General features: G+C 69.1%; 22 protein-coding genes. 13 read left to right on the top strand and 9 right to left on the bottom strand.

What is annotated here, in order from left to right; all coding sequences use genetic code 11:
• Window positions 1-5: 5 nt before the first annotated feature.
• The 4 genes from mycP to ACTMTJ_RS31200 all read right to left on the bottom strand — a co-directional run bounded on the left by mycP (window position 6) and on the right by ACTMTJ_RS31200 (window position 3,253).
• Window positions 6-1,049, bottom strand: a complete 1,044-nt coding sequence (gene mycP / locus ACTMTJ_RS31185) for a type VII secretion-associated serine protease mycosin (RefSeq protein ID WP_441222207.1) — start codon at window positions 1,047-1,049, stop codon at window positions 6-8.
• Between the two features lie 50 nt (window positions 1,050-1,099).
• A complete protein-coding gene (locus ACTMTJ_RS31190; protein WP_441222208.1) occupies window positions 1,100-2,293 on the bottom strand; it encodes a hypothetical protein in 1,194 nt (397 codons plus the stop codon).
• Between the two features lie 2 nt (window positions 2,294-2,295).
• The gene (locus ACTMTJ_RS31195; RefSeq protein WP_441222209.1) at window positions 2,296-2,709 is read right to left on the bottom strand and encodes a hypothetical protein; all 414 of its coding nucleotides are present in this window, start codon (window positions 2,707-2,709) and stop codon (window positions 2,296-2,298) included.
• Window positions 2,710-3,052: 343 nt separating this feature from the next.
• Window positions 3,053-3,253 carry an acyl-CoA carboxylase subunit epsilon gene (locus tag ACTMTJ_RS31200; RefSeq protein WP_441222210.1) on the bottom strand — a complete coding sequence of 67 codons (201 nt, stop codon included), beginning with the start codon at window positions 3,251-3,253 and terminating at the stop codon, window positions 3,053-3,055.
• An 84-nt stretch (window positions 3,254-3,337) separates the two neighbouring features.
• Here ACTMTJ_RS31200 and ACTMTJ_RS31205 point away from each other — a divergent pair, with 84 nt between their 5' ends.
• The 6 genes from ACTMTJ_RS31205 to ACTMTJ_RS31230 all read left to right on the top strand — a co-directional run bounded on the left by ACTMTJ_RS31205 (window position 3,338) and on the right by ACTMTJ_RS31230 (window position 8,984).
• A complete protein-coding gene (locus tag ACTMTJ_RS31205) occupies window positions 3,338-5,284 on the top strand; it encodes a serine/threonine-protein kinase (RefSeq protein ID WP_441222211.1) in 1,947 nt (648 codons plus the stop codon).
• 40 nt (window positions 5,285-5,324) lie between these two features.
• Window positions 5,325-5,543, top strand: a complete 219-nt coding sequence (locus ACTMTJ_RS31210) for a hypothetical protein (RefSeq protein ID WP_441222212.1) — start codon at window positions 5,325-5,327, stop codon at window positions 5,541-5,543.
• Window positions 5,544-5,614: 71 nt separating this feature from the next.
• The gene (locus tag ACTMTJ_RS31215; RefSeq protein ID WP_441222213.1) at window positions 5,615-6,526 is read left to right on the top strand and encodes a tetratricopeptide repeat protein; all 912 of its coding nucleotides are present in this window, start codon (window positions 5,615-5,617) and stop codon (window positions 6,524-6,526) included.
• 132 nt (window positions 6,527-6,658) lie between these two features.
• A complete protein-coding gene (locus ACTMTJ_RS31220) occupies window positions 6,659-7,297 on the top strand; it encodes a peptidoglycan recognition protein family protein (protein WP_441222214.1) in 639 nt (212 codons plus the stop codon).
• Window positions 7,298-7,428: 131 nt separating this feature from the next.
• Complete coding sequence (locus tag ACTMTJ_RS31225; RefSeq protein WP_441222215.1) at window positions 7,429-8,181, top strand: GH25 family lysozyme; 753 nt, start codon at window positions 7,429-7,431, stop codon at window positions 8,179-8,181.
• Window positions 8,182-8,249: 68 nt separating this feature from the next.
• A complete protein-coding gene (locus ACTMTJ_RS31230; RefSeq protein WP_441222216.1) occupies window positions 8,250-8,984 on the top strand; it encodes a M50 family metallopeptidase in 735 nt (244 codons plus the stop codon).
• A gap of 655 nt (window positions 8,985-9,639) precedes the next feature.
• Here the strand turns inward: ACTMTJ_RS31230 and ACTMTJ_RS31235 are convergent.
• On the bottom strand, window positions 9,640-11,232 hold the full coding sequence (locus tag ACTMTJ_RS31235; protein ID WP_441222217.1) for an acyl-CoA carboxylase subunit beta: 1,593 nt from the start codon (window positions 11,230-11,232) through the stop codon (window positions 9,640-9,642).
• Between the two features lie 81 nt (window positions 11,233-11,313).
• Here ACTMTJ_RS31235 and ACTMTJ_RS31240 point away from each other — a divergent pair, with 81 nt between their 5' ends.
• From ACTMTJ_RS31240 to ACTMTJ_RS31250, 3 genes are read left to right on the top strand one after another with little or no spacing between them, the layout of a single operon-like run.
• Window positions 11,314-11,568 carry a hypothetical protein gene (locus ACTMTJ_RS31240; protein ID WP_441222218.1) on the top strand — a complete coding sequence of 85 codons (255 nt, stop codon included), beginning with the start codon at window positions 11,314-11,316 and terminating at the stop codon, window positions 11,566-11,568.
• 9 nt (window positions 11,569-11,577) lie between these two features.
• On the top strand, window positions 11,578-12,438 hold the full coding sequence (locus ACTMTJ_RS31245; protein WP_441222219.1) for a biotin--[acetyl-CoA-carboxylase] ligase: 861 nt from the start codon (window positions 11,578-11,580) through the stop codon (window positions 12,436-12,438).
• A 44-nt stretch (window positions 12,439-12,482) separates the two neighbouring features.
• The gene (locus ACTMTJ_RS31250; protein ID WP_441222220.1) at window positions 12,483-13,052 is read left to right on the top strand and encodes a PH domain-containing protein; all 570 of its coding nucleotides are present in this window, start codon (window positions 12,483-12,485) and stop codon (window positions 13,050-13,052) included.
• A gap of 45 nt (window positions 13,053-13,097) precedes the next feature.
• Here the strand turns inward: ACTMTJ_RS31250 and ACTMTJ_RS31255 are convergent, their stop codons facing one another.
• From ACTMTJ_RS31255 to ACTMTJ_RS31265, 3 genes are all read right to left on the bottom strand, one after another.
• Window positions 13,098-13,760 carry a GtrA family protein gene (locus ACTMTJ_RS31255; protein ID WP_441222221.1) on the bottom strand — a complete coding sequence of 221 codons (663 nt, stop codon included), beginning with the start codon at window positions 13,758-13,760 and terminating at the stop codon, window positions 13,098-13,100.
• Window positions 13,761-13,831: 71 nt separating this feature from the next.
• Window positions 13,832-14,368 carry a GtrA family protein gene (locus tag ACTMTJ_RS31260; RefSeq protein ID WP_441222222.1) on the bottom strand — a complete coding sequence of 179 codons (537 nt, stop codon included), beginning with the start codon at window positions 14,366-14,368 and terminating at the stop codon, window positions 13,832-13,834.
• Window positions 14,369-14,391: 23 nt separating this feature from the next.
• Window positions 14,392-14,934, bottom strand: a complete 543-nt coding sequence (locus ACTMTJ_RS31265) for an RNA polymerase sigma factor (RefSeq protein WP_441222223.1) — start codon at window positions 14,932-14,934, stop codon at window positions 14,392-14,394.
• A 332-nt stretch (window positions 14,935-15,266) separates the two neighbouring features.
• Here ACTMTJ_RS31265 and ACTMTJ_RS31270 point away from each other — a divergent pair, with 332 nt between their 5' ends.
• From ACTMTJ_RS31270 to ACTMTJ_RS31285, 4 genes are all read left to right on the top strand, one after another.
• A complete protein-coding gene (locus ACTMTJ_RS31270) occupies window positions 15,267-17,114 on the top strand; it encodes a phosphoenolpyruvate carboxykinase (GTP) (RefSeq protein WP_441222224.1) in 1,848 nt (615 codons plus the stop codon).
• A 19-nt stretch (window positions 17,115-17,133) separates the two neighbouring features.
• Window positions 17,134-17,973 carry a hypothetical protein gene (locus ACTMTJ_RS31275; protein ID WP_441222225.1) on the top strand — a complete coding sequence of 280 codons (840 nt, stop codon included), beginning with the start codon at window positions 17,134-17,136 and terminating at the stop codon, window positions 17,971-17,973.
• A 76-nt stretch (window positions 17,974-18,049) separates the two neighbouring features.
• A complete protein-coding gene (locus tag ACTMTJ_RS31280; protein ID WP_441222226.1) occupies window positions 18,050-19,159 on the top strand; it encodes a geranylgeranyl reductase family protein in 1,110 nt (369 codons plus the stop codon).
• Window positions 19,160-19,192: 33 nt separating this feature from the next.
• On the top strand, window positions 19,193-19,963 hold the full coding sequence (locus ACTMTJ_RS31285; protein WP_441222227.1) for an isoprenyl transferase: 771 nt from the start codon (window positions 19,193-19,195) through the stop codon (window positions 19,961-19,963).
• A 36-nt stretch (window positions 19,964-19,999) separates the two neighbouring features.
• Here the strand turns inward: ACTMTJ_RS31285 and otsB are convergent, their stop codons facing one another.
• Window positions 20,000-20,827, bottom strand: coding sequence for a trehalose-phosphatase (gene otsB / locus ACTMTJ_RS31290; RefSeq protein WP_441222228.1), 828 nt, complete (start codon window positions 20,825-20,827; stop codon window positions 20,000-20,002).
• Window positions 20,828-20,856: the final 29 nt, after the last annotated feature.

Consider the following 20,856-nt stretch of genomic DNA (forward strand, 5'->3'; position numbering starts at 1 on the left):
GGGCCCTAGCTGGTGGGCGGACGGCGCCTTCGTAGCGCGAGGAGCGTCGCGGTCGCCCCAACGGCCAATGCCGCCACCACGACCGCGGCCCATATCCCGGCACGGTCGCTCCCACCATGTTCGTCTGGCGGCGCGGCGGCGGCAGTTGTGCTCGGATCGTTGGTGGCCGAGGTTAGGGGCGGCACGTCGGCGGTAAGGGCAGCGACGAGATTGAGGACACCATAGCCGTACTGCTCATCCCGCCCAGGCGCCCCTTTGTCAGTGGCCGTCGCGGTAAGCCGGTGGACGACCTCGCGCGCCGAGAGGTCCGGATATTTACTCCGCACGAGCGCGACAGCTCCGGATACAATGGCGGCCGCGTCGGAGGTCCCAGTGCCTTTGCGGTAGAGGCCTTTATAGCTGGTGCTGTAGATTTCCACGCCGGGCGCGGAGATCGCCACCTGCTTACCGGTAACGGATATATCGGCGTGGTTGCCCTCGCGATCAGTAGCCCCCACGGCAAGCACCCCGTCATAAGCCGCGGGAAAACTGACACCAAGGTCACCCGGCTTGTTACCGGCTGACGCAACGACCACAATATCTGCGCGAATCGCGGCGTCAATTGCTTGACGAAGACGCACCGACGGGCTCCCGCCAGAAGATACGTTGATTACATCTGCAGTGCGTTGGGTTGCCCACTCAACGCCCGAAGCCAGGTCCTCGCTGCTTCCTTGCTTTTCCAGGCTTTCGATCCGTACTGGCAGGATGTTGCTCCGAGGCGCGATCCCCAATGCTCCGCTGCTCGATGCTTGACCGTGAGCGGCGATGAGTCCAGCTATCCCGGTGCCGTGAGAATCGGAATCTATCTGACCGTTGCTTTTTCCTGAAAGTACATCGGTACCAGGTAGAAGGTTGTTGCGCAGATCTGGATGGGGATCGACGCCAGTGTCGATTACGGCGACGGTTATCCCTTCGCCGCGACTGTGTGCGTGGGCCTGTACCGCGTTTAGGTATTGCAGGTGCCACTGGTCATCGCGGATCTTGTCAAGGTCGATGACGTGAGAGCTCATTACTGTTGTTGCGGCGGAGGCAACGATGATAGCCTTAAACCTACTCCATATCACTGATCTATTCCGATTACTGGTCCGGTATCTATTTCTCTTTCCCATCGAATGGGTTCGATTACGGGTGGAACGCCCTCCTTGAGCTCCCAATGGGTGTCCGCTTGTCCATGAGGAGAGGTGTGCTTGCCTTGTCGGTCCGGGCGGCTGCTGGTTGCGCCGAAGATTGGCGGAGTGGATCCAATGTGACTAGCATTAAGGTTGTTTCTTTGTGATCCGCTAATCAGACCTCCAGCGGGATTTACTCGCCTGTCGTCTCGTCGGATTTGCGCTTCGGGTGTGGTGTGCATAGCGCGCGGACCAATTGTTCCTTCCGTTGAGATGAGTGGCCCTCTCCTAGTCTCCGTCCTACCTTCTGGAGTCACGCGGTCCGGCGGCCTCAGCGTCCTCAGTGGTCGTGGAGTTTCGCCAAGATTCTGGCGCGATGCGACTACGGAATAGCCGGAGACCTCAACGCCTGATTTCGAAGGCGAGGCGGCGGCGGAGGATCGGGCTCCTCCGACCGTTTCTTGTGCGAGGTTCCCAGTTTCTCCTAAATGTCGACCGAGCCTAGGTTCTTTCGCGGTGGTGCCGTAAACGTTGGGGTCTCCTCCGTTCTTGTTCGTCACTGCTTCGTACGTAGGGGGTTGGCGGATGGCTGCTTCGGCCTCGACCAGGGTGTGGCTCAGGGTGTACATGATCGCGCGTCCCCGGCTGTTCAACCGCTCCAGGTCTTGGCTGCTGGCTGGCGCCGCGCCGATCACCGTTGGGGCTTCGGCGGCCGCGTTCAGGGCGGCCAGGTCTGTGTACTCCTGGAGGGCGCGCGACTTCGCCACATACTCGTCGTGTAACGGCTTCAGGTCGCGTCGCGCGGACGCCAGAGCTCCCACCGTTGCTGCCAGTGTCGAGTAGTTGGCGGCGGCTACCTCGTGGGTGGTGCGGACGTTTTGGATCAGGAAGTCGAGGCGGGCCACGTACGCGGCGGCAGCCGTGTTGCGGTCTGGGGGCCAGACTTCGGCGAGGTTGGCGCGGTATTGCTCCAGGCGACGCAGATGTGTCGCGGTCAGCTCCGCGGCTTTGCGCCAGCCGATCACCAGGCGCCAGTGGTCGTCGCTCTGTTGGTTTTCCAGCACGCGCCACATCGCCGGCAGATCACGGTCGTACCAGCTTGTGCGGGCTGGCGCGCCTGGCACGCCGCTGCGGTCCCAGGCCATGGTCAGGCTTCCGGAGGGGGAGGCGGCGCGGCGGCGGCGGTGCGGTCCAGGGCGGACTCGACTTCGGTGGCCTTTGCCGCCGCGAAGGCGTCCGTCTCGCCGTACATCTTGCTGACCTCGGCGGCCGCTGTGGCAAGGCCCCAGGTGGCTTCTTGGTAGAAGTAGACGAGATCAGAAGTGTTGAACTGTGACGTGCGGTGGGCGTGCAAGAAGCTGGTCAGCTCGTCGAACGATTCTGGCGGCTCGGGAAGATCTATTGCCATGTCGTCGGTGACGTACGGGAGGTGGGCAGCATAGTTGTCGACCACCTCGGCGCGTAGCTGTGCGGCGAGCTCTTCCATCCGGGTGATGTCGGCGTCGATTTGTGCGTAGCCGCCGAGCCATGCTGGACCGGAATCATCCGCTGGTCGTGCCATCGGGCCTCCGACAAACTGTCGAAACGGCTTATGTCCTACCCGATGAGGTTAGTCGACGTCGACGAGTTACGGCGGCCCGCCAAGCATCCTAATGTGGTGCCCGCGTGGCTGTTCCCTTGATCGGCGTGACGGGGACGGCTCCGCCTCGTGATCGTGGTATTTAGCTGCCCCCATAGGGGCAGTAGGCGTCCACGATCTGTTCGCGCGCGGCCGCAACGCACACCGATCAAGGAACGACCCCCACGCCGATCAAGGAACGACCCCCACACCCATCAAGAAAAGACGCCCACGCCGATCAAGGAAAGACCTTCACGCGGATCAAGGAAGACGGGCGTGAGGAGCCCTAGCGAAGTGACGATCTCCAGCCCACCCGGCCGCCGCTGTTGGGGCGGGCGCTGCGGGCCCACGCGGACCTGGGGGTGGCCGGCGCTGTGGGGGTGGCGGCCGCGCGGCGGCGGAGCAGCACGGCGCCGACCAGGGCGGCCAGCTCATCGGCTGTTGGAGTGCCCTTGACCACCCGAAAGAACGGCTCCGCCTCCGACATGAAGGCAGCGTACAAGAGAGAACACAGTCACAAACCCTCACATCCGCCGGTGTGCGTCACACCTCGGGCGGGTAAGTTCTTCGGGTGTCTCCCACTCCCACCCAGCTTGTCGCTGACCGCTACCGGCTGCTCGAGCCGCTCGGTCAGGGTGGTATGGGCCGGGTGTGGAAGGCTAGCGACGAGGTGTTGCACCGCGAGGTCGCGATCAAGGAGCTGGTGCCGCCGCCGGGGTTGACGACCGAAGAGCGGCAGGAGATGCGCGAGCGGTCGTTGCGGGAGGCGCGGGCGATCGCGCGGCTCAACAATGTCAACGTCGTGCGCATCTTCGACGTCCTGCGCACCGACGGCGATCCGTGGATCGTGATGGAGTACGTGGCGTCGCGTTCGTTGCAGGATGTGCTCGCACACGACGGGCCGGTGTCGCCGGCGCGGGCGGCGGAGATCGGCATCGGGATGCTCGGGGCGCTGCGGGCGGCCCACCGCTCGGGCGTGGTGCACCGGGATGTCAAGCCGGCCAACGTGTTGCTCGCCGAAGACGGGCGTGTGGTGCTCACCGACTTCGGGCTGGCGACCGTGCCGGGCGACCCGAACGTGACGCGTACCGGGCTGGTGCTCGGCTCGCCGGCGTACATCGCGCCGGAGCGGGCGCGCGATGGCACGGCCGGGCCGGAGGCCGACCTCTGGTCGCTCGGCGCGACGCTCTACGCGGCGGTGGAGGGGCAGTCGCCGTTCGCGCGGCCGTCGGCGATCGGCACGCTGGCCGCGCTCGCGACGGAGCCGGTGCCGACGCCGCGCCATGGTGGCGCGCTCAAGCCCGTGCTCAACGGCCTGCTGCGCAAGGATCCCACCGCACGGATCAACGCGGACGAAGCGGAGCGCCTGTTGCGCCGCGCGGCCGGCCGCCGGCCCCGCGCGACGCTTTCTCTCCTGGATGGGGTACGCCGGCCGTCCGCCATCGAGCGCCGGGATCCGTTGCCCGACGTGAAGCCGACGACGGTGGTGGCCGCCGCCGAGCCGCCGACCAAGGCGCTCGCCAAGCCGCCCGCGGCGGCGGCACCGGCCGCGAAAGCCGAGATCGCCACCAACCCAGCCGACGCAGCCACCAACCCAGCCGACGCAGCCACGAAACGAGCCGACGCGGCCACGAAACAAGCCGACGCGGCCGCACAGCCGGCCGAGGGGGCTACCAAGACGGCGGAGGCGCCGAAGCGGGACGAGGGGGAGACCAAGGTCGCCGTGCCGGCGCCCCGCACGCCGGGTGACGCCATGCTGCCGGTGGTGCCGGGCAAGGACGACGAGGCGGTCGAGAAGGCGGCGGAGGCCGCTCCGGCGCTGATACCGCCATCGGCTCCCCGCCTGGCCCGAGTCGCAGTGGTCTCGGGGGCCGCCATCCTGCTCGTACTATCGCTGATTTTGATTCTTGCTCTCAACAACGGTGACCGTGAACCGGCCGGCGGTGGCGGCGCCACGACGAAGCCGACGCCGGCCGCGACGAGCGCCGCGCCGCCGACGACGGCGGCCGCGGAGCCGACCACCGGCGCGCCATCCACGCCGAGTGCCTCTCCGCCGAGCCCGAGCGGTGTGGTGCTGCCGGCCGGCTGGCGCATCTACAAGGACAGCACGGGCTTCTCCGTCGCGGCGCCCGCGGGGTGGAGGGTGAGCCGGGAGGGCACGATGGTGTTCTTCCGGGAGCAGGGCGGCGAGGGGCGCGTGCTCGGCGTCGACCAGACCGACCAGCCCAAGCCCGACCCGGTCGCCGACTGGACCTCGCAGGAGGCGGACCGGCGCGACGGCTACAACGGCTACAAGCGGGTGAAGATCGCGCCGGTCGACTACTTCGACAAGGCGGCCGACTGGGAGTGGACGTACACGAGCCGTAACAACAACCGCCTGCACGTCGTCAACCGCGGCTTCATCACCTCACCAAACCAGGCATACGGGATCTACTGGTCCACGCTCGACTCCACGTGGAAGGCCAACCTGAAGTACTTCTCCCTGGTAGTGGAGAGTTTTCGCCCCGCGAGCGACTAAACCGGCATGACCGCCGCCGTACAGGGGTACTGCTTACGGCGTGAGCTACCGACAGCATGTACTGAAGCCGAGCGTGGCGCTCTGGGCGATGACCGGAGTGCTGCTGCTCTACAGCCTTGGCATCGTGGTCGTGCTGCTCACCCTCTCCGCAGTCGTGATCGGCTTCGGTGCCTGGTGGGCAATGCGGCAGCACCATCCCCATCCCGTGGCGGTCGGCAGGGCCCGGCCGCGCCGGCAACCGAACGTCATCAATCGATAACTGGCAGTTGCTGACCGCGCCTCCAGTCGGGAACCATGGAGCCCGACCTACCGACGATTGGCGGGTACGGGATGACGCAGTTCCAGCGTGGCTACTCCGCACAGGAGGACGAGATCTCCCAGCTGATGGGAGAGGCGCTGGAGCTCTACCGGAGCGGTAACCTCGACCGGGCCCGGCGCAAGGGTGAGGAAGCCATCACCCTGTGCCGGGACCTGGCGGCCGTCGAGCCGGACGATCCGCAGCATCAGCGGGTGCTGGCCTCGCTCCTCTACAACCACGCGGTCGTCCTCAACCGCATGGACCGGCGGGCGGCCGCGCTGGCCGCGGTCCAGGAGGCTTCGCGCATCTACGAGGAGCTCGTCGCGCTCGACCCGGCGTTCGAGCCGCTGTACGCCGACGCGCAGACCCGGGTGGGCGCCACGTACACCGGGTTGGGCCGCACCGAGGAGGCCGTCGCCTGCCACCGGCGCGCGGTCAGCACATACCTCTCGCTCCCGCCTGACGTGGCCGTGGAGCGGGGCATCGCGCGGGCGATGAGCCTGCTGGCGTCCGCCTTGGAGGCTGACGACCGGCCCGACGAGGCGATGGCGGCGGCGGACGACGCGCTTCGCCGGTACGCCGACCTCGACGCGCGCGACCAGCTGCCGCTCGACGCGGCCGGCTTCTACGCGCTGACCGCCCGCACGCTCGCCCGCCTACATGCCCGGCGCGCCGAATACGAAGAGGCGGCGAGCGCGAGCGCGATCGCCGTGACGGTGTACCGGCTGCTGCTGGAGCAGGTGTCGCCCGAGTGGGGCGAGCCGCTGGCCGCCGCGGTCGGCGAGCGCGCCGCGCACATGTCCGCGGCGGGCCGGCCCGAGGAGGGCCTCGACCAGGCGCGCGACATGCTCCACCTGGTCCGTTCGCTGGACGAGCGCCAGCCCGACACCTACATGACCGCCTTCACGCGGCTGGCCGCGGTGGTGGCCACCCTCGAAGGCTGAGCTCGTGATCAAAGCTCCTCTCAAGCAGTTCCAACCGCTTGAGAGGAGCTTTGATCACGTTGAAGCTGGCACTTTCCTCCACATCGATGGATGGCTACGGTAACTTTTGCCATCCATCGAAGGAGGTCTCTCGTGCCAGAACGACGAACGTTGCTCGCGGGCGCCGCCGGTGCCTTGCTCGGCGGTGTATTCGTGGCCGGCCGCGCCGAGGCGGCAGCCACCCCGCCGCGCGTCTACACCCGGGCGGAGTGGGGCGCCCGGCCGGCCACCGGGTCGATCCGCTACCTCGACCGCCAGCCGGACCACATCGTGGTGCACCACACCGCCGGCGCCAACACCACGGACTACTCGCTGGCGGCCGCGTTCCGCCACTCGAAGTGGATCCAGGACCTGCACATGGACCAGAACGGGTGGATCGACTCGGGCCAGCAGCTCACCATCAGCCGCGGCGGCTACGTCATGGAGGGGCGGCAGCTCAGCCTCCGCGCCATCAACGAGCGCCAGCACGTGAGCGGCGCGCAGACCGCCAACCACAACGACCACACCATCGGCATCGAAAACGAGGGCATCTACGTCTCGGCCACGCCGCCGGCCGCGCTCTTCAACTCCTTGGTACGCACCTGCGCGTGGCTCTGTGACGTGTACTCGCTCGACCCGTTCGGTGCGATCGTCGGCCACCGCGACTACGTGGCGACTCAGTGCCCGGGTGACGTCTTCTACGCCCGCCTGCCCGAGCTGCGCCAGCGCGTGGCGGCCGAGCTGGGTGCATGAACCGGCCGCGAAAAATTTCCACAGGATCTATTGCGATCATGGTTAGTTTCCTTCAAAGATGTCAAGAAATATCCATCCTTGTTGGTCCCTAGTCCTGGGGAGGCACTATGACCAGCACCAGCACAGATGGCATGGCTAGACGCACGCGCACGGGCCTTCGGCGGCTCGCCGGCGCCGCGCTGGCGATGGTGGCCGCGACCGCGACGGTGGTGGGTGTCTCCGCCACGCCGGCCATGGCCGCGACGACCCCCGGCATCGACGTCTCCAACCACCAGGGCGCGATCAACTGGACGAGCGTGCGCAACGCCGGCATCCAGTTCGCGTTCATCAAGGCGACCGAGGGCGTCTCGTACCAAGACCCCCGCTTCGACACCAACTACGTCGCTGCGTACAACGCCGGCGTGATCCGCGGGGCCTACCACTTCGCCCTGCCGGACCGCAGCAGCGGCGCGGTGCAGGCCAACTTCCTGGCCAGCAATGGCGGCGCCTGGTCCGCCGACAGCCGCACCCTCCCGGCCGCCCTCGACCTGGAGGCAAACCCCTACGGCGCCTACTGCTACGGCCTCAGCACGGCCGGCATGCGCAGCTGGGTGCAGAGCTTCCTCGACCAGTACCGCGCCCGCACCGGCCGGCACGCGGTCATCTACACGACCACCAGCTTCTGGAACACCTGCACCGGCAGCTGGAGCGGCCCGTGGGCGACCAGTCCACTGTGGGTCGCCCGCTGGGCCAGCACCGTGGGCGCGCTCCCCCCGGGCGCACCGTTCTGGACCTTCTGGCAGTACACGAGCACCGGCTCGGTCGCCGGCATCTCCGGCAACGTGGACCGCAACCACTTCAACGGCGCCCGTGACCGTCTGATCGCACTGGCTAACAACACGTAGTGGTCCTTCCTGGGGCGGTGCCGTCGGCGCCGCCCCACTCATAGCGTCGTCGGCTAGGCTCGCCGGCTGTGGCTTCGGTAGACGGTTTGACAGACGCATGGGACTGGCTCTTCGGCGGCCAGCCCGACCCGCCGCTGCTGCTGGTGATCCTCACCGGCGTGGCGGCGCTCGCCGTTGTGCTGACCCGGATGGCATGGCGCATCGCACGCAACGCGATCACCATCGCGCACGAGGGCGGGCACGCACTGATAGCGCTGCTGACCGGGCGCAAGCTACGCGGCATCCGGCTGCACTCGGACACCTCGGGCCTAACTCTCTCCGCGGGCCGCCCGACCGGGCCGGGCATGGCGTTCACCCTGCTGGCCGGCTACATAGCCCCGTCGCTGATCGGCCTGGCCGGCGCGTGGCTGCTGGCCGGCAACCGCATCCGCCTCCTGCTGTGGGTGGCCGTGGTGCTGCTGCTCGCGATGCTCGTGATGATCCGCAACGCGTTCGGCATAGTGTCCATTGTGGTCACCACCGGCGCCGTCTTCGGAGTGTCGTGGTTCGCGTCGCCGGACGTGCAGTCGGTCTTCGCGTACGCGGGCGTGTGGTTCCTCCTCCTCGGCGGCGTCCGCCCGATCGGCGAGCTGCAAACCCTCCGCGGCCGCGGCCAGCTGCCCGACTCCGACGCCGACCAACTGGCCGGCATCACCCACGTGCCCGGGCTCGTCTGGGTGGGCTTCTTCGGCCTTGTCAACCTGGGCGCGCTCGCCCTCGGCGGCTACCTCCTCGTCAAGCCCTTCGTGGATGACCTGATGTAGGTCACCGTCCCGCCCACCGCACTCGAGAGCTTCCGGAGCCGGGGGTAGCTTCCTACGTAGACAGAGATGTGAGCTACCGCGATGCCCGTCGTGGTCCAGACCGCTGCTCCCGCGGCCTTACCCATCCGCCGCTGGTCACGCTCACCCCGGCGGCTGCGCCGGGCCTTTACGGCCCCGGCTGGGTAGGTGCGCGCGGGATGCATTTGCTCTGCTTCCCCAGAGTGGCCACCCCCACGCCTCCACGGGTCCGCGGGACAAGCCCACCTGGGCGGTCTTCGCGGGCAGTCGACGCAGCGTGACCAACCCGGGGTTGGGACGTCGAGATCTAGGAGAGTTAGGGCTGAAATGGCGCCCTAACTCTCCTAGATCTGGAATCTCGCGCCGCTCACACCGCCGCAGCGGTTACTCGCGGCGACGAAACCCCGCCGCTTTCCCGGATCGCCGATCCGGCAACGGGCATTGTGGACAAACGTCGACCACCGCGTGGCGCGAGCTCAATCCGCTCCCCGCCGGTTGCGCGCAGGGTTAGCGCGACCAGCGGCGGACGGGTGACGCCGCGGGCGCAACGGTCTGGACCACGACGCACATCGCGGTAGCTCAAATCTCTGTCTAAGTAGGGGTTCAGGGGCGAAGCCACCCCGACTCCGAAAGGTCGCTAGAGGGGGATGTTGCCGTGTTTCTTCGGCGGCAAGGTCTCTCGCTTCGTGCGGAGCGCGCGCAGGGCGCGGACGATCTGGACGCGCGTATGCGAGGGTTGGATGACCGCGTCGACGTAGCCTCGCTCGGCGGCGACGTACGGGTTGGCGAGCGTGTCCTCGTACTCGGTGACGAGCTCCGCCCGTAGCGCCGCCGGGTCGTCCGCATTGGACAGTGCGGCGCGATGCAGGATGTTTACCGCGCCCTGCGCGCCCATCACCGCGATCTGCGCGGTGGGCCATGCGAAGTTGAGGTCGGCGCCGAGGTGCTTGGAGCCCATGACGTCGTACGCACCGCCGTACGCCTTGCGCGTGATGACAGTGACCTTCGGGACGGTGGCTTCGGCGTACGCGTAGATGAGCTTGGCGCCGCGCCGGATGATGCCTTCCCACTCCTGGCCCGTGCCGGGCAGGAAACCGGGAACGTCCACAAAGGTCAGTACCGGGATGTTGAACGCGTCGCAGGTGCGTACGAAGCGGGCGGCCTTCTCCGACGCGGCGATGTCGAGGCACCCGGCGAAGTGCATGGGCTGGTTGGCCACCACGCCGACCGGGTGTCCCTCGACGCGGCCGAAGCCGACCACGATGTTCTGCGCGAACAGCGCGTGCACTTCGAGGAACTCGCCGTCGTCCAGCACGTGCTCGATGACGCGGTGGATGTCGTACGGCTGGTTGGCTGAGTCGGGGATCAGCGTGTCGAGGGCGAGGTCGTCCTCGCTGACGTCCAAAGAGGACGAATTCGGGAACGTCGGCGCGTCGTCCATGTTGTTCGACGGTAGGTAGGACAGCAGCGCCTTGACGTAGTCGATCGCGTCCTCCTCGTCGGTGCCGAGGTAGTGCGCGTTGCCGGAGCGGGTGTTGTGCGTGCGGGCGCCGCCCAGCTCCTCGAAGCCGACGTCCTCGCCGGTGACCGTCTTGATCACGTCGGGGCCGGTGATGAACATGTGGGACGTCTGGTCGACCATCACGGTGAAGTCGGTGACCGCGGGGGAGTACACCGCGCCGCCCGCGCACGGGCCCATCACCAGCGAGATCTGCGGGATCACGCCGCTGGCCCGCACGTTGCGGAAGAAGATCTCGCCGTACAGGCCGAGGCTGACCACGCCCTCCTGGATGCGGGCGCCGCCGGAGTCGTTGATGCCGATCACGGGGCAACCCGTCTTCATCGCCAGGTCCATGACCTTGACGATCTTCTCGCCGAAGACCTCGCCCAGCGAGCCGCCGAAGACCGTGAAGTCCTGGGCGAACACGCACACCTGCCGGCCGTCGACCGTGCCGTAGCCGGTTACCACGCCGTCGCCGTACGGCCGGGTCTTGTCCAGGCCGAAGTTGGTCGAGCGGTGGCGGGCCAGCTCGTCCATCTCGACGAACGAGCCCTCGTCCAGCAGCATCGCGATCCGCTCGCGGGCGGTCTTCTTGCCACGGGAGTGCTGCTTTTCCACGGCGCGGGCGGAGCCGGCGTGCGTCGCCTCGTCGACCCGGCGCGAAAGGTCCGCGAGCTTGCCCGCGGTGGTGTGTACGTCGATCTGGGCGGCGCTCTCCTGAACGGTCACTACTGGATGGTAACGATCGGCGGATCGGCAGGTCGCCGGAGTCGTTTCGCGGCAAATGCCCTGTTCGTTGTAGTCGACGTGATGGTCATTGGTCTCGCGCTCATCGTGAGCGGGGCGATCGTGCTCTACGCGCTGCGCCGTGCGCTCTGGCGGCGGCTGGAAGAAGACGGGGAACCGGAGGCGCCGCCGGTCGAGCGGGTGCACTACGTCGGCCCCGAGGACGACGCGATCGACACCCCCCTGGACGACGGCGTCGGCGAGTACGGCTCGCGTCCCATCTACGTGCCACCGGAGCGCGGCACGGTGTACGTGTCGCGGGGTGTCGACCGCGATTAGGCTCGGCGGGTGACCTCGCCGTACACAAACCTGGACCGGCCACCGCTCAACGCCCGGCGGCTGGAGGCGGCGCTGGTCACCGAGACCGGGCCGTGGACCCGCCTCGACCTGCGTGCGGAGACCGGCTCCACCAACGCGGACGCGGTGGCGGCCGCGCGTGCGGGTGAGCCGGAGGGCCTGGTGGTCGTCGCCGAGGCGCAGACCGCGGGACGCGGCCGTCGGGGGCGCACCTGGACCTCGCCGCCACGCGCGGGCCTCACCACCAGCGTGCTGCTCCGCCCCGGAGTCGCCGTGCCCGAGCGGGAGTGGCCGGCCGCGCCGCCGTCGGCCTACGGGTGGCTGCCCCTGCTGGCCGGGGTGGCGCTGGTCGAGACCGCGACCCGGCTGGCCGAGGTGCCCGCGGTGCTCAAGTGGCCCAACGACCTGATGGTCGGCGACCTCAAATGCGCCGGCATCCTCGCCGAGGGCGTGCCCGACAGCGGCGGCGCGCCGGCGGTCGTGGTGGGCATCGGCCTCAACGTGACGCTGCGCGCGAACGAGCTGCCCGCGGACCGGCCGGCCACCTCGCTCCAGCTGGCCGGTGCCGCGATGACCGACCGTGACCCGCTGCTGCGGGCGCTGCTGCGCGGGCTCGGCGGCTGGTACGCCCGATGGCGCCTCGCCGCTGGTGACGCCGCCGAGTGCGGGCTGCTGGAGGCGTACCGGCACCACTGCGGCACGATCGGCCGGAGCGTGCGGGTGCGGCTACCCTCCGGCGCGGAGCTGGCCGGCGAGGTCACCACCATCGACGCCGACGGGCAGCTCGTCGTCCGCACGACAGGCGGCGGCAGCCAATCCGTTGCCGCGGGGGACGTGCTCCACGTGCGTTGAAGCGCTACCGTCAGCCCGTCACGAATGTGAATGAGGAGGTTGGCGTGGCCTTTCCGGAAGACGTGCTCACCAAGGACGAGCACGTCGTGCTGCACATGCACCCCCACTGGAAGGAGGCGATCCGGCCGGTACTGGTGCTGGTGTTGGCACTCGTCGGCCTGGTTGCCGCCTGGATCTTTCTCCCCGACGGCGGTGGTGGCACCATCACGCTCTACGTCATCGCCGCTGCGGCGCTCGTCGCCGTGCTGTGGCTGACGCTCTGGCCGATCCTGGTCTGGCGGACGACACACCACGTCTTCACCAACGAGCGTGTGATCCTGCAACACGGGGTCTTCTCCCGCGACCGGCGGGACATCCCGCTCGGCCGGGTCAACGACCACTCGATGAGCCAGACGTTCATCGAGCGCCTGCTCGGCTGCGGCACGCTCACGATCGAGTCCGCCGGTGAGCGCGGCCAGTCGCTGCTCCGCGACATGCCCGCCGTGGAAAAGGTCCAGACGACGCTCTACGAGCTGATCGAGGCCAACCACGACAAGCACAGCCTCGGCGACGAGGAGATGCGCGACATCATGCGGGAGTCCAACCGGGAGGCCCGGGAAGCCCAGCAGCCGTAAGCCGGGGCAAAGTTTGAGGGCGCCCGCGAGGGCGCCCTCAATGTGTCAGTGGGCCGTGGATCTCCGGGCCGCGTCGAGCTCGACCGCGAGCTCGGCGTCGAGCGCCACGTCGTCGATCGGCGAGGCGAGCTCGGCCTCCAGCGGCTCGGTCAGCTCGTCGAACTCCGCGGTGCGGGCCTGCGCCGGCACGGCGGCCGACGACGGGGTGGGCTCTTCCAGCGCGTCGACGATCTCGGCGACCGGGTCGAGGTGGGGCTGGTGCGCGACGCCCGCCGGCTGCGGCCGGAACACGAACGTGCGGTAGGACCAGAACCGGAACGCCATGCCGAGCACGAGGCCGACGGTCTTGACGAGGTTGAGCGCCAGCAGGCCGTTGATGTCCAGCCCGTACTTGGCGACGGCCAGCACGCCCAGCTCGATCACCAGGCCGGCCGCGTTGAAGAGGAAGAAGAGCGAGTATTCGCGCCGCATCGCCGACTTGGACCGGTCACGGAACGTCCAATGCCGGTTCATGAAGTAGGACGACGTGGTCGCGACAACGGTCGCTATGACCGTCGCCTTCAGCTGCCCGTCCGCGAGAACGGTCAGCACCAGAGCGTTGAACAGTGCGTAGTTGAGGACGGTGTTGGCGCCACCGACCGCGCCAAACTTCAGCGCCTCCTTGAGAAACTTCTGCCAACGCTCCGGTAGCAGGCGGACAAGACGCATTCGGCCACCTTACGGCAGTCTGGCGGCCGCGTCCCCACGACCGGCTGGAGGTTTGCTGAAGGTCACGCCCGCTACTTGCTCTCCGTAACTGTCGCGGGCACGGGCTGTGTATCGGGATTAAGGAATACCCAGCGCCGGTAGGACCAAAAGCGGAATGTGGTGCCCATCGCAGTGCCGACGATGTTTGCGGAAATGTTATCCACGATCGGGTTTTGGAATACCGGCCACACGCTGCCCAGGCCGTAGTGGGAAATGGCCAGAGTGAGCAGGCTGAAGCACAGGCCGATCGCGTTCAGCACGAAGTAGAGGATGTACTCCCGGGCGAGGTTGGACCGCGCGCGGTGGCGCCAGGTCCAGAACCGGTTGCCGACGAAGGCGACGCTCGCGGCGATCGCCGTGGAGAAGACCTTGGCGGTCAGCGACTCCATGTCGAGCACGGTCAGCGCGATGTTGAACAGCACCAGGTCGACGCCGAACGCGATGATGCCGACGGTGCCGAACTTACCCAGCTCATGGACAAGGTGCCCGAAACGGTCCCAGAGCCGGCGCAAGAGCCCCGGTCTGGAGTCGGAAGACGCCGGAGGCTCACCCGTCACGGTTGCGGACACGCAGTCGAGGGTACCGGCTCCGGTCATCCCGTATGGGACGCCTCCCGTGCATATATCTGACGCAGCCGCTCGCGCGCCCGGTACGCCAGCGCCGCCACCCCGCCGGGGGTGAGGCCCAACCTCGGCGCGACCTGCGCGTGCGGCTCACCCTCGATCTCGGTGTGCCACAGCACCGTGCGCCACCGCTCGGGCAGCTGGGCGAAGGCGCGCGCCGCCTGGGCCCGCTCGAGCTGCACCACGGCCGTGTCCTGAAACGGCTCGCCCCGTTCGTACCGGGTGAGGTCGTCGGTGAACTCGATCCGCTGGTCCCGCCGCACGCGGTCGTAGCGCACGTGGCGGAGCGTGGTGTGCAGGTACGCGCGGAACGCCACGTCCGGGCCGCGCCCGGCGCGGAGCACCGCGAGCACCTTCGCGAACGTCTCAGCCACGAGGTCGTCGGCGTCCGCCGGACATCGCACCAACGTGTACGCCAGGCGTCTGGCGGCGTCGGCGTGGCGGGCGTAGAGCGCGCCGTACGCGGTGCTGTCGCCGTCGCGTACGGCCGCCAGAAGGTGTGCGTCACTCAACTCGACATGGGTAGTCACTGTCGCCTCCGGGGGATTAATCAGGCGTAACAGGAGCTAACCAGCACCTTAGGGCAATTCGGTCGTACCCGGAAGGGGTGAGGGGCCCGCAGGAAGGTTTGCGTGAAACTGCGCGTGGGAGCGCGGAAAACGTCGTGAGAAGTCACAAACGCCGTACCTTGTGCAGATTTTCACAACCGTCCACGCTGCCCCGACCCGCTCCTCGGCTTACGCTGAGTTGAAATCCCGATGACTCGAACCGGCGCGTCGGACCGTCCGACACGCCCGCTCCGCGCATCCCGATTTCCGGTCAACGTCGACCAAAGGAGACAGTTATGACGGCCCCACCGGCGACCGTTCGAGGGCTCGATCACGCCCCCACCAACCACCGGAAACTGCTCTCCTGGGTCCGCGAGGTGGCCGAGCTGACGACACCGGACGAGGTCGTCTGGTGCGACGGCTCAGCCGAGGAGTGGCGCCGGCTCACCGACGAGCTCGTCGAGGCGGGCACGTTCGTGCGGCTGGCCGACGACCGCAAGCCCAACTCGTTCTGGGCGCGCACCGACCCGACCGACGTGGCACGGGTCGAGGAGCGCACGTTCATCTGCTCGGTCGACGAGGCCGACGCTGGCCCCACCAACAACTGGGTGGCGCCGGACGAGATGAAGCGCACGATGACCGCGCTCTACCGGGGATCCATGCGCGGCCGCACGATGTACGTCATCCCGTTCTGCATGGGCTCGCTCGACGTGCCGGAGCCGATGTTCGGCGTCGAGCTGACCGACAGCCCGTACGTGGTGACCTCGATGCGCGTCATGACCCGCATGGGCACCGAGGTGCTCGCGGCGATGGGCGACGACGCCTGGTTCGTCCCCGCGCTGCACTCGGTGGGCGCGCCGCTCGAGCCGGGCCAGGACGACGTGTCCTGGCCGTGCAACGAGACCAAGTTCATCTCGCACTTCCCGGAGACCCGGGAGATCTGGTCGTACGGCTCCGGCTACGGCGGCAACTCGCTGCTCGGCAAGAAGTGCTACTCCCTGCGGATCGCGAGCGTCATGGCGCGCGACGAGGGGTGGCTCGCCGAGCACATGCTGATCCTCAAGCTCACCTCGCCCGAGGGCACCGTGCGGTATGTGGCCGGCGCCTTCCCGTCCGCCTGCGGGAAGACCAACCTGGCCATGCTCCAGCCCACGATCCCGGGCTGGAAGGTCGAGACGATCGGCGACGACATCGCCTGGATGCGGTTCGGCGACGACGGCCGGCTGTACGCCACCAACCCGGAGTACGGGCTCTTCGGTGTCGCGCCCGGCACCGACTGGAAGACCAACCCGAACGCCATGCGCACCCTCGACGTGGGCAACTCGGTCTTCACCAACGTCGCGCTCACCGACGACGGCGACATCTGGTGGGAGGGCATGGGCGAGCCACCCGCGCACCTCACCGACTGGCGCGGCGGCGACTGGACGCCGGACTCCGGCGAGCTGTCGTCGCATCCCAACTCGCGTTTCTGCACACCGATCACGCAGTGCCCGATCCTCGCGCCGGAGTACAACGACCCGCGCGGCGTGCCGATCGACGCGATCCTCTTCGGCGGGCGGCGCAAGACCACGATCCCGCTCGTCACCGAGGCGCGCGACTGGGTGCACGGCGTCTACCTCGGCGCCACGCTCTCCTCGGAGACCACGGCCGCCGCGACGGGCAAGGTGGGCGTCGTGCGTCGCGACCCGATGGCCATGCTGCCCTTCATCGGGTACAACGCCGGCGATTACTTCCGGCACTGGATCGAGATGGGCAAGGGCGCTGGAGACGGAGCCGGCGACCCCGAAAAACTTCCAAAGATCTTCTACGTCAACTGGTTCCGCCGGGGTGACGACGGCCGCTTCCTCTGGCCCGGTTTCGGGGAAAACTCCCGCGTGCTCAAGTGGATCGTCGAGCGGCTGGAGGGCCGGGGTGCCGCGGTCGAGACGCCGATCGGCCACGTGCCGGCGCCGGACGCGCTCGACCTCAGCGGCCTCGACGTGAGCCGGGCCGACATCGAGGCCGCGCTGCGCGTCGACCCGGCCGAGTGGAAGGCGGAGATTCCGCAGGTCACCGAGTGGTTCGAGAAGTTCGGCGACAAGCTGCCGGGCGTGCTCTGGGCGGAGCTCGACGCCCTGAAGGCAAGGCTGGACGCCGCTCCCTGATCCCAGGGAAGCTGGGCGGGTGACCGCCACGCGTGCCGCCGTGACCCCGGTCCGGCGGCCGCCGGCGGTCCGGGCCCTCGTGGTCCTGCTCGTCGCGACGGCGGCGGCCACCGTCGCGACCGAGGCCCTCAACTGGTGGTACACCGACGAGCAGGGCTTCGGGCTCGCCGTGCGCACCGGCTGGGCGATGCTCCGCGCGCTCGGTTTCCTGATCCTGATCTGGCACGTGCGGCGGGGGCGGGCCGGTGCCAAGCCGTTCGGCCTGATCCTCGCGGTCACCACGGTCTTCGCGGTCGGACGCCTGCTCGTGCCGCGCGACGGGCTGCCGGCACTGCCCGGCGTCGCGGGCTTCGCCGGCCTCGCCCTCCTCTGCGCGGCCGTGGTGCTGCTGCTCTACCGATCGCCTTCGGTGGGCGGCTACCTCGTCCGCCACCCGAGCCGCCTGGTGATCGACCGCAAGGGCGTCTCCTGGCAGGAGGCGGCGCCCCGGCGGCCGCAGGCGACCGGGTGGCTGCTGACCGCGCGGGTGGCCGCGTTCACGTACGCGCCGCTGATGCTGGTGCCGTGCCTCGTGTCGATCGGCGCGATCCCGGACCACGGCCCGTTCGCGCTGTCGGCCGTGGTGCTGTGGTTTCTTGTCGCGCTCGGGGTGAGCAACGTGGTACTGCCCACCACCTTCTTCATGCTGCGCGGCCGCCGATGGGCACGCGGCCTGATGTGGGGTATCACCGCCCTCGTGTTACTCGTAGACCTGCCGCTGTGCTGGTGGCTGCTGGGCGCGGACGGCCTGATCCGGGACGGCGCGCCGCTGGTCGTGGCCGCCGGCCTCACCCACTACGGCATCTGGCGGGCGCGATGAGCGAGCGCAGCGAGCGAATCATCGGGCGCGGTGCGCTTGGAGCCTCGTGGCAGCCCGCAGCGAAGCGAGGACGGCCATGAGCGATTATGACGTGGCCGTCGTGGGTGCCGGGCCGGCCGGGGCGAGCGCCGCCCTCGCCGCGCGCCGGGCCGGTGCGAGTGTGCTGCTGCTCGACCGCGCTGACTTCCCCCGCGACAAGCCGTGCGGTGACGGGATCGCGCCGCACGCGGTCGACGTGCTCGCCGGGCTCGGCGTGCCCGACCCGGTCGACGGCTACCCGCCGGTGCCCGTGCTGCGGCTCGTCAGTCCGAGTGGCGCGGAGGTCGCCCGGACACTGCCCCGGCCGGCGTACACGGTGCCCCGGAAGGTCTTCGACGCGCGGCTGGTGGAGGCCGCGGTGGCCGCCGGTGCGGAGCTGCGCCGGCATACCGTCCGCGAGTTGGCGGAGCGCGACGGCCAGGTGGTGGTCGACGGCGCCTTCACCGCCCGCGCCCTGGTCGGCGCGGACGGCGCCGGGTCGGTGGTGCGGCGGGCGCTGGGGTTCGCGCCCAACCCCGACGGCCACCTCGCGATCGCGATGCGCGGCTACGCGCCGGCCCGGCCGGTGGTCGAGCAGCTGATCGTGACGTCGAGCGCGGGCTGGCCGGCGTACGCGTGGTCGTTTCCGATCGGCGACGGGCGGGCCAACATCGGATACGGCGAGGTGCTGCGCGGCCGGCCGCTCACCCGCGCCCACCTGCTCGACCGGATGGCCGCGCTGCTGCCCGGCCTCGACCCCGCCGGGGTGACCGGGCTGCGCGCACACCACCTGCCGCTCTCCACGCGGCGGCCACCGGCGGGGCGGGGCCGGATGGTGCTTGCCGGCGACGCGCTCTCGCTGATAAATCCGTTCACCGGCGAAGGCATCTTCTACGCGGTGCTGTCCGGCGCGCTGGCCGGTGCGGCCGCCGCGCGGGGCGAGGGCGTGGCCGGGCGGTACACCGCGGCGCTGCGCCGCCGGCTCGGCCGTCATTTCCGTCACAGCCGCGCCGCGGCGTGGCTCGGCGGCCGCCAGCGGATGGTCGACGCCGCGGTGCGCGCGGCCGCCCAGGACGCCCGTGTCTTCGGCACGCTGGCCGAGTTGGGGCTCGGCGAGGGACTGCTGGATGCCCGCACATTGGTACGGATCGGGTTCGCCGCACGGTAGTGGATCGGTCCGGTAAGCCCTACTCTGCATAAGGTGAATCTGCGGAGCCTTGTCTACTCGGTGTACGAGCGGCGGCTGACCCGGAAGCTGATCGGCAAGCCGGTGCCCAGTCACGTCGGCGTGATGTGCGACGGCAACAGGCGCTGGGCCAAGGAGATGGGGTTCATCGACCCCAACGACGGCCACCGCATGGGCGCCGTGAAGATCAAGCATCTGCTCGACTGGTGCGACCGGGCCAATGTCGGTCACATCACGCTCTACCTGCTGGCGACGGACAACCTGCGCCGGCCGGCGGGCGAGCTGGAGCCCCTCCTGCGGATCATCGAAGACCTGGTGACCGAGCTCGCCGAAGACGGCAACCCGTGGCAGCTGCGGGTCGTGGGCGCGCTCGACGTGTTGCCCGGCGAGACCGCCACCGTGCTCAAGGCGGCACAGGAGCGCACCGTTGGTCGCACCGGCGGCGCCCAGGTCAACCTCGCGGTCGGATACGGTGGCCGGCGCGAGATCGCCGACGCGGTGCGGTCGCTGCTGACCGAGCACGCCCAGGCCGGCGGCACGATCGAAGAGCTGGTCGAGGTGCTCGACGTGGAGCACATCGCCGAGCACCTGTACACGCGCGGCCAGCCCGACCCCGACCTGATCATCCGGACCAGCGGCGAGCAGCGGCTGTCCGGCTTCCTGCTGTGGCAGTCGGCGCAGTCGGAGTTCTACTTCTGCGACATGAACTGGCCCGACTTTCGCCACATCGACTTCCTCCGCGCCCTGCGCGCGTACGGGCAGCGCCAGCGCCGTTACGGCGCCTGAGCCGTCGCTCAGGGCGCGGCCTGACTGACCGGTGAGTCAGGCGCGCAGCGTCTCCAGCGCCTCGGCGAGAAACTTGCCCAGCGCCTGTGGCGAGTCGATGGTCAGGTCGGCGGCGCGGGCCACCTCTTGCCCGGTCTCCGGGTTGGCCACCGCCACGCGGATGCCGAAGAAGCGGTCGTCGGCCGCCTCCAGCTCGCGCAGCGCGTCGAACGCCTTGATGTCCGACACGTCGTCCCCGAAGTACCACGCGCAGCCGGCCGTGGACGCGACGTCGCGGATGACCATGCCCTTGTCGCGGTCGACCGGGGGCTTGATCTCGATCACCATGCGGCCGGTCTGCACGCGCAGCCCCAGCCGCTCGGCCTCCGCCCGGCCCCACGCGTCGACCTGCTTGGCCAGGTGGGGATTGGTGCGGTAGTGCAGGGCGACGGACAGCCGCTTGTATTCGACCAGGGTGCCCTCGGGCAGCTCGACCCCGGCCCGCTCGGCGAGCTCGGCCATCATCGGCACCCACGGCAGGGCGGCCGGCTCGGTGACCGTCTCGCCCGAGCCGTGGCTGTGCTCGAGGCCGTACAAGCCATACAGGTCTACGTCGGTCAGGTGGCCGAAGCGCTCGCGCAGGAAGTCGACCGGGCGCGCGGAAACCACCGCGACGCGCTGCACCGACTCGGCGAGGCCGGCGATGGCGGCCATGACCTCAGGCACCGGCTGGACCGCGTTGGGGTCGTCGCCAACCGGTGCCACCACACCGTCGAAGTCGAAGAAGAGCACGCACTCCGCGGCCCGGGCGCTGGTGATCTGCCACGCCTGGTCCGCGGTCAGGGGACGGGACGGGCGCTGGTTACCCGCATCGTTCGGCCGCACGGGCGTCAGCGTACCGAATGAATGACCTG

The sequence above is a fragment of the Phytohabitans sp. LJ34 genome, assembly GCF_052068095.1.
In the GTDB taxonomy this organism is placed as follows: Bacteria; Actinomycetota; Actinomycetes; order Mycobacteriales; family Micromonosporaceae; genus Phytohabitans.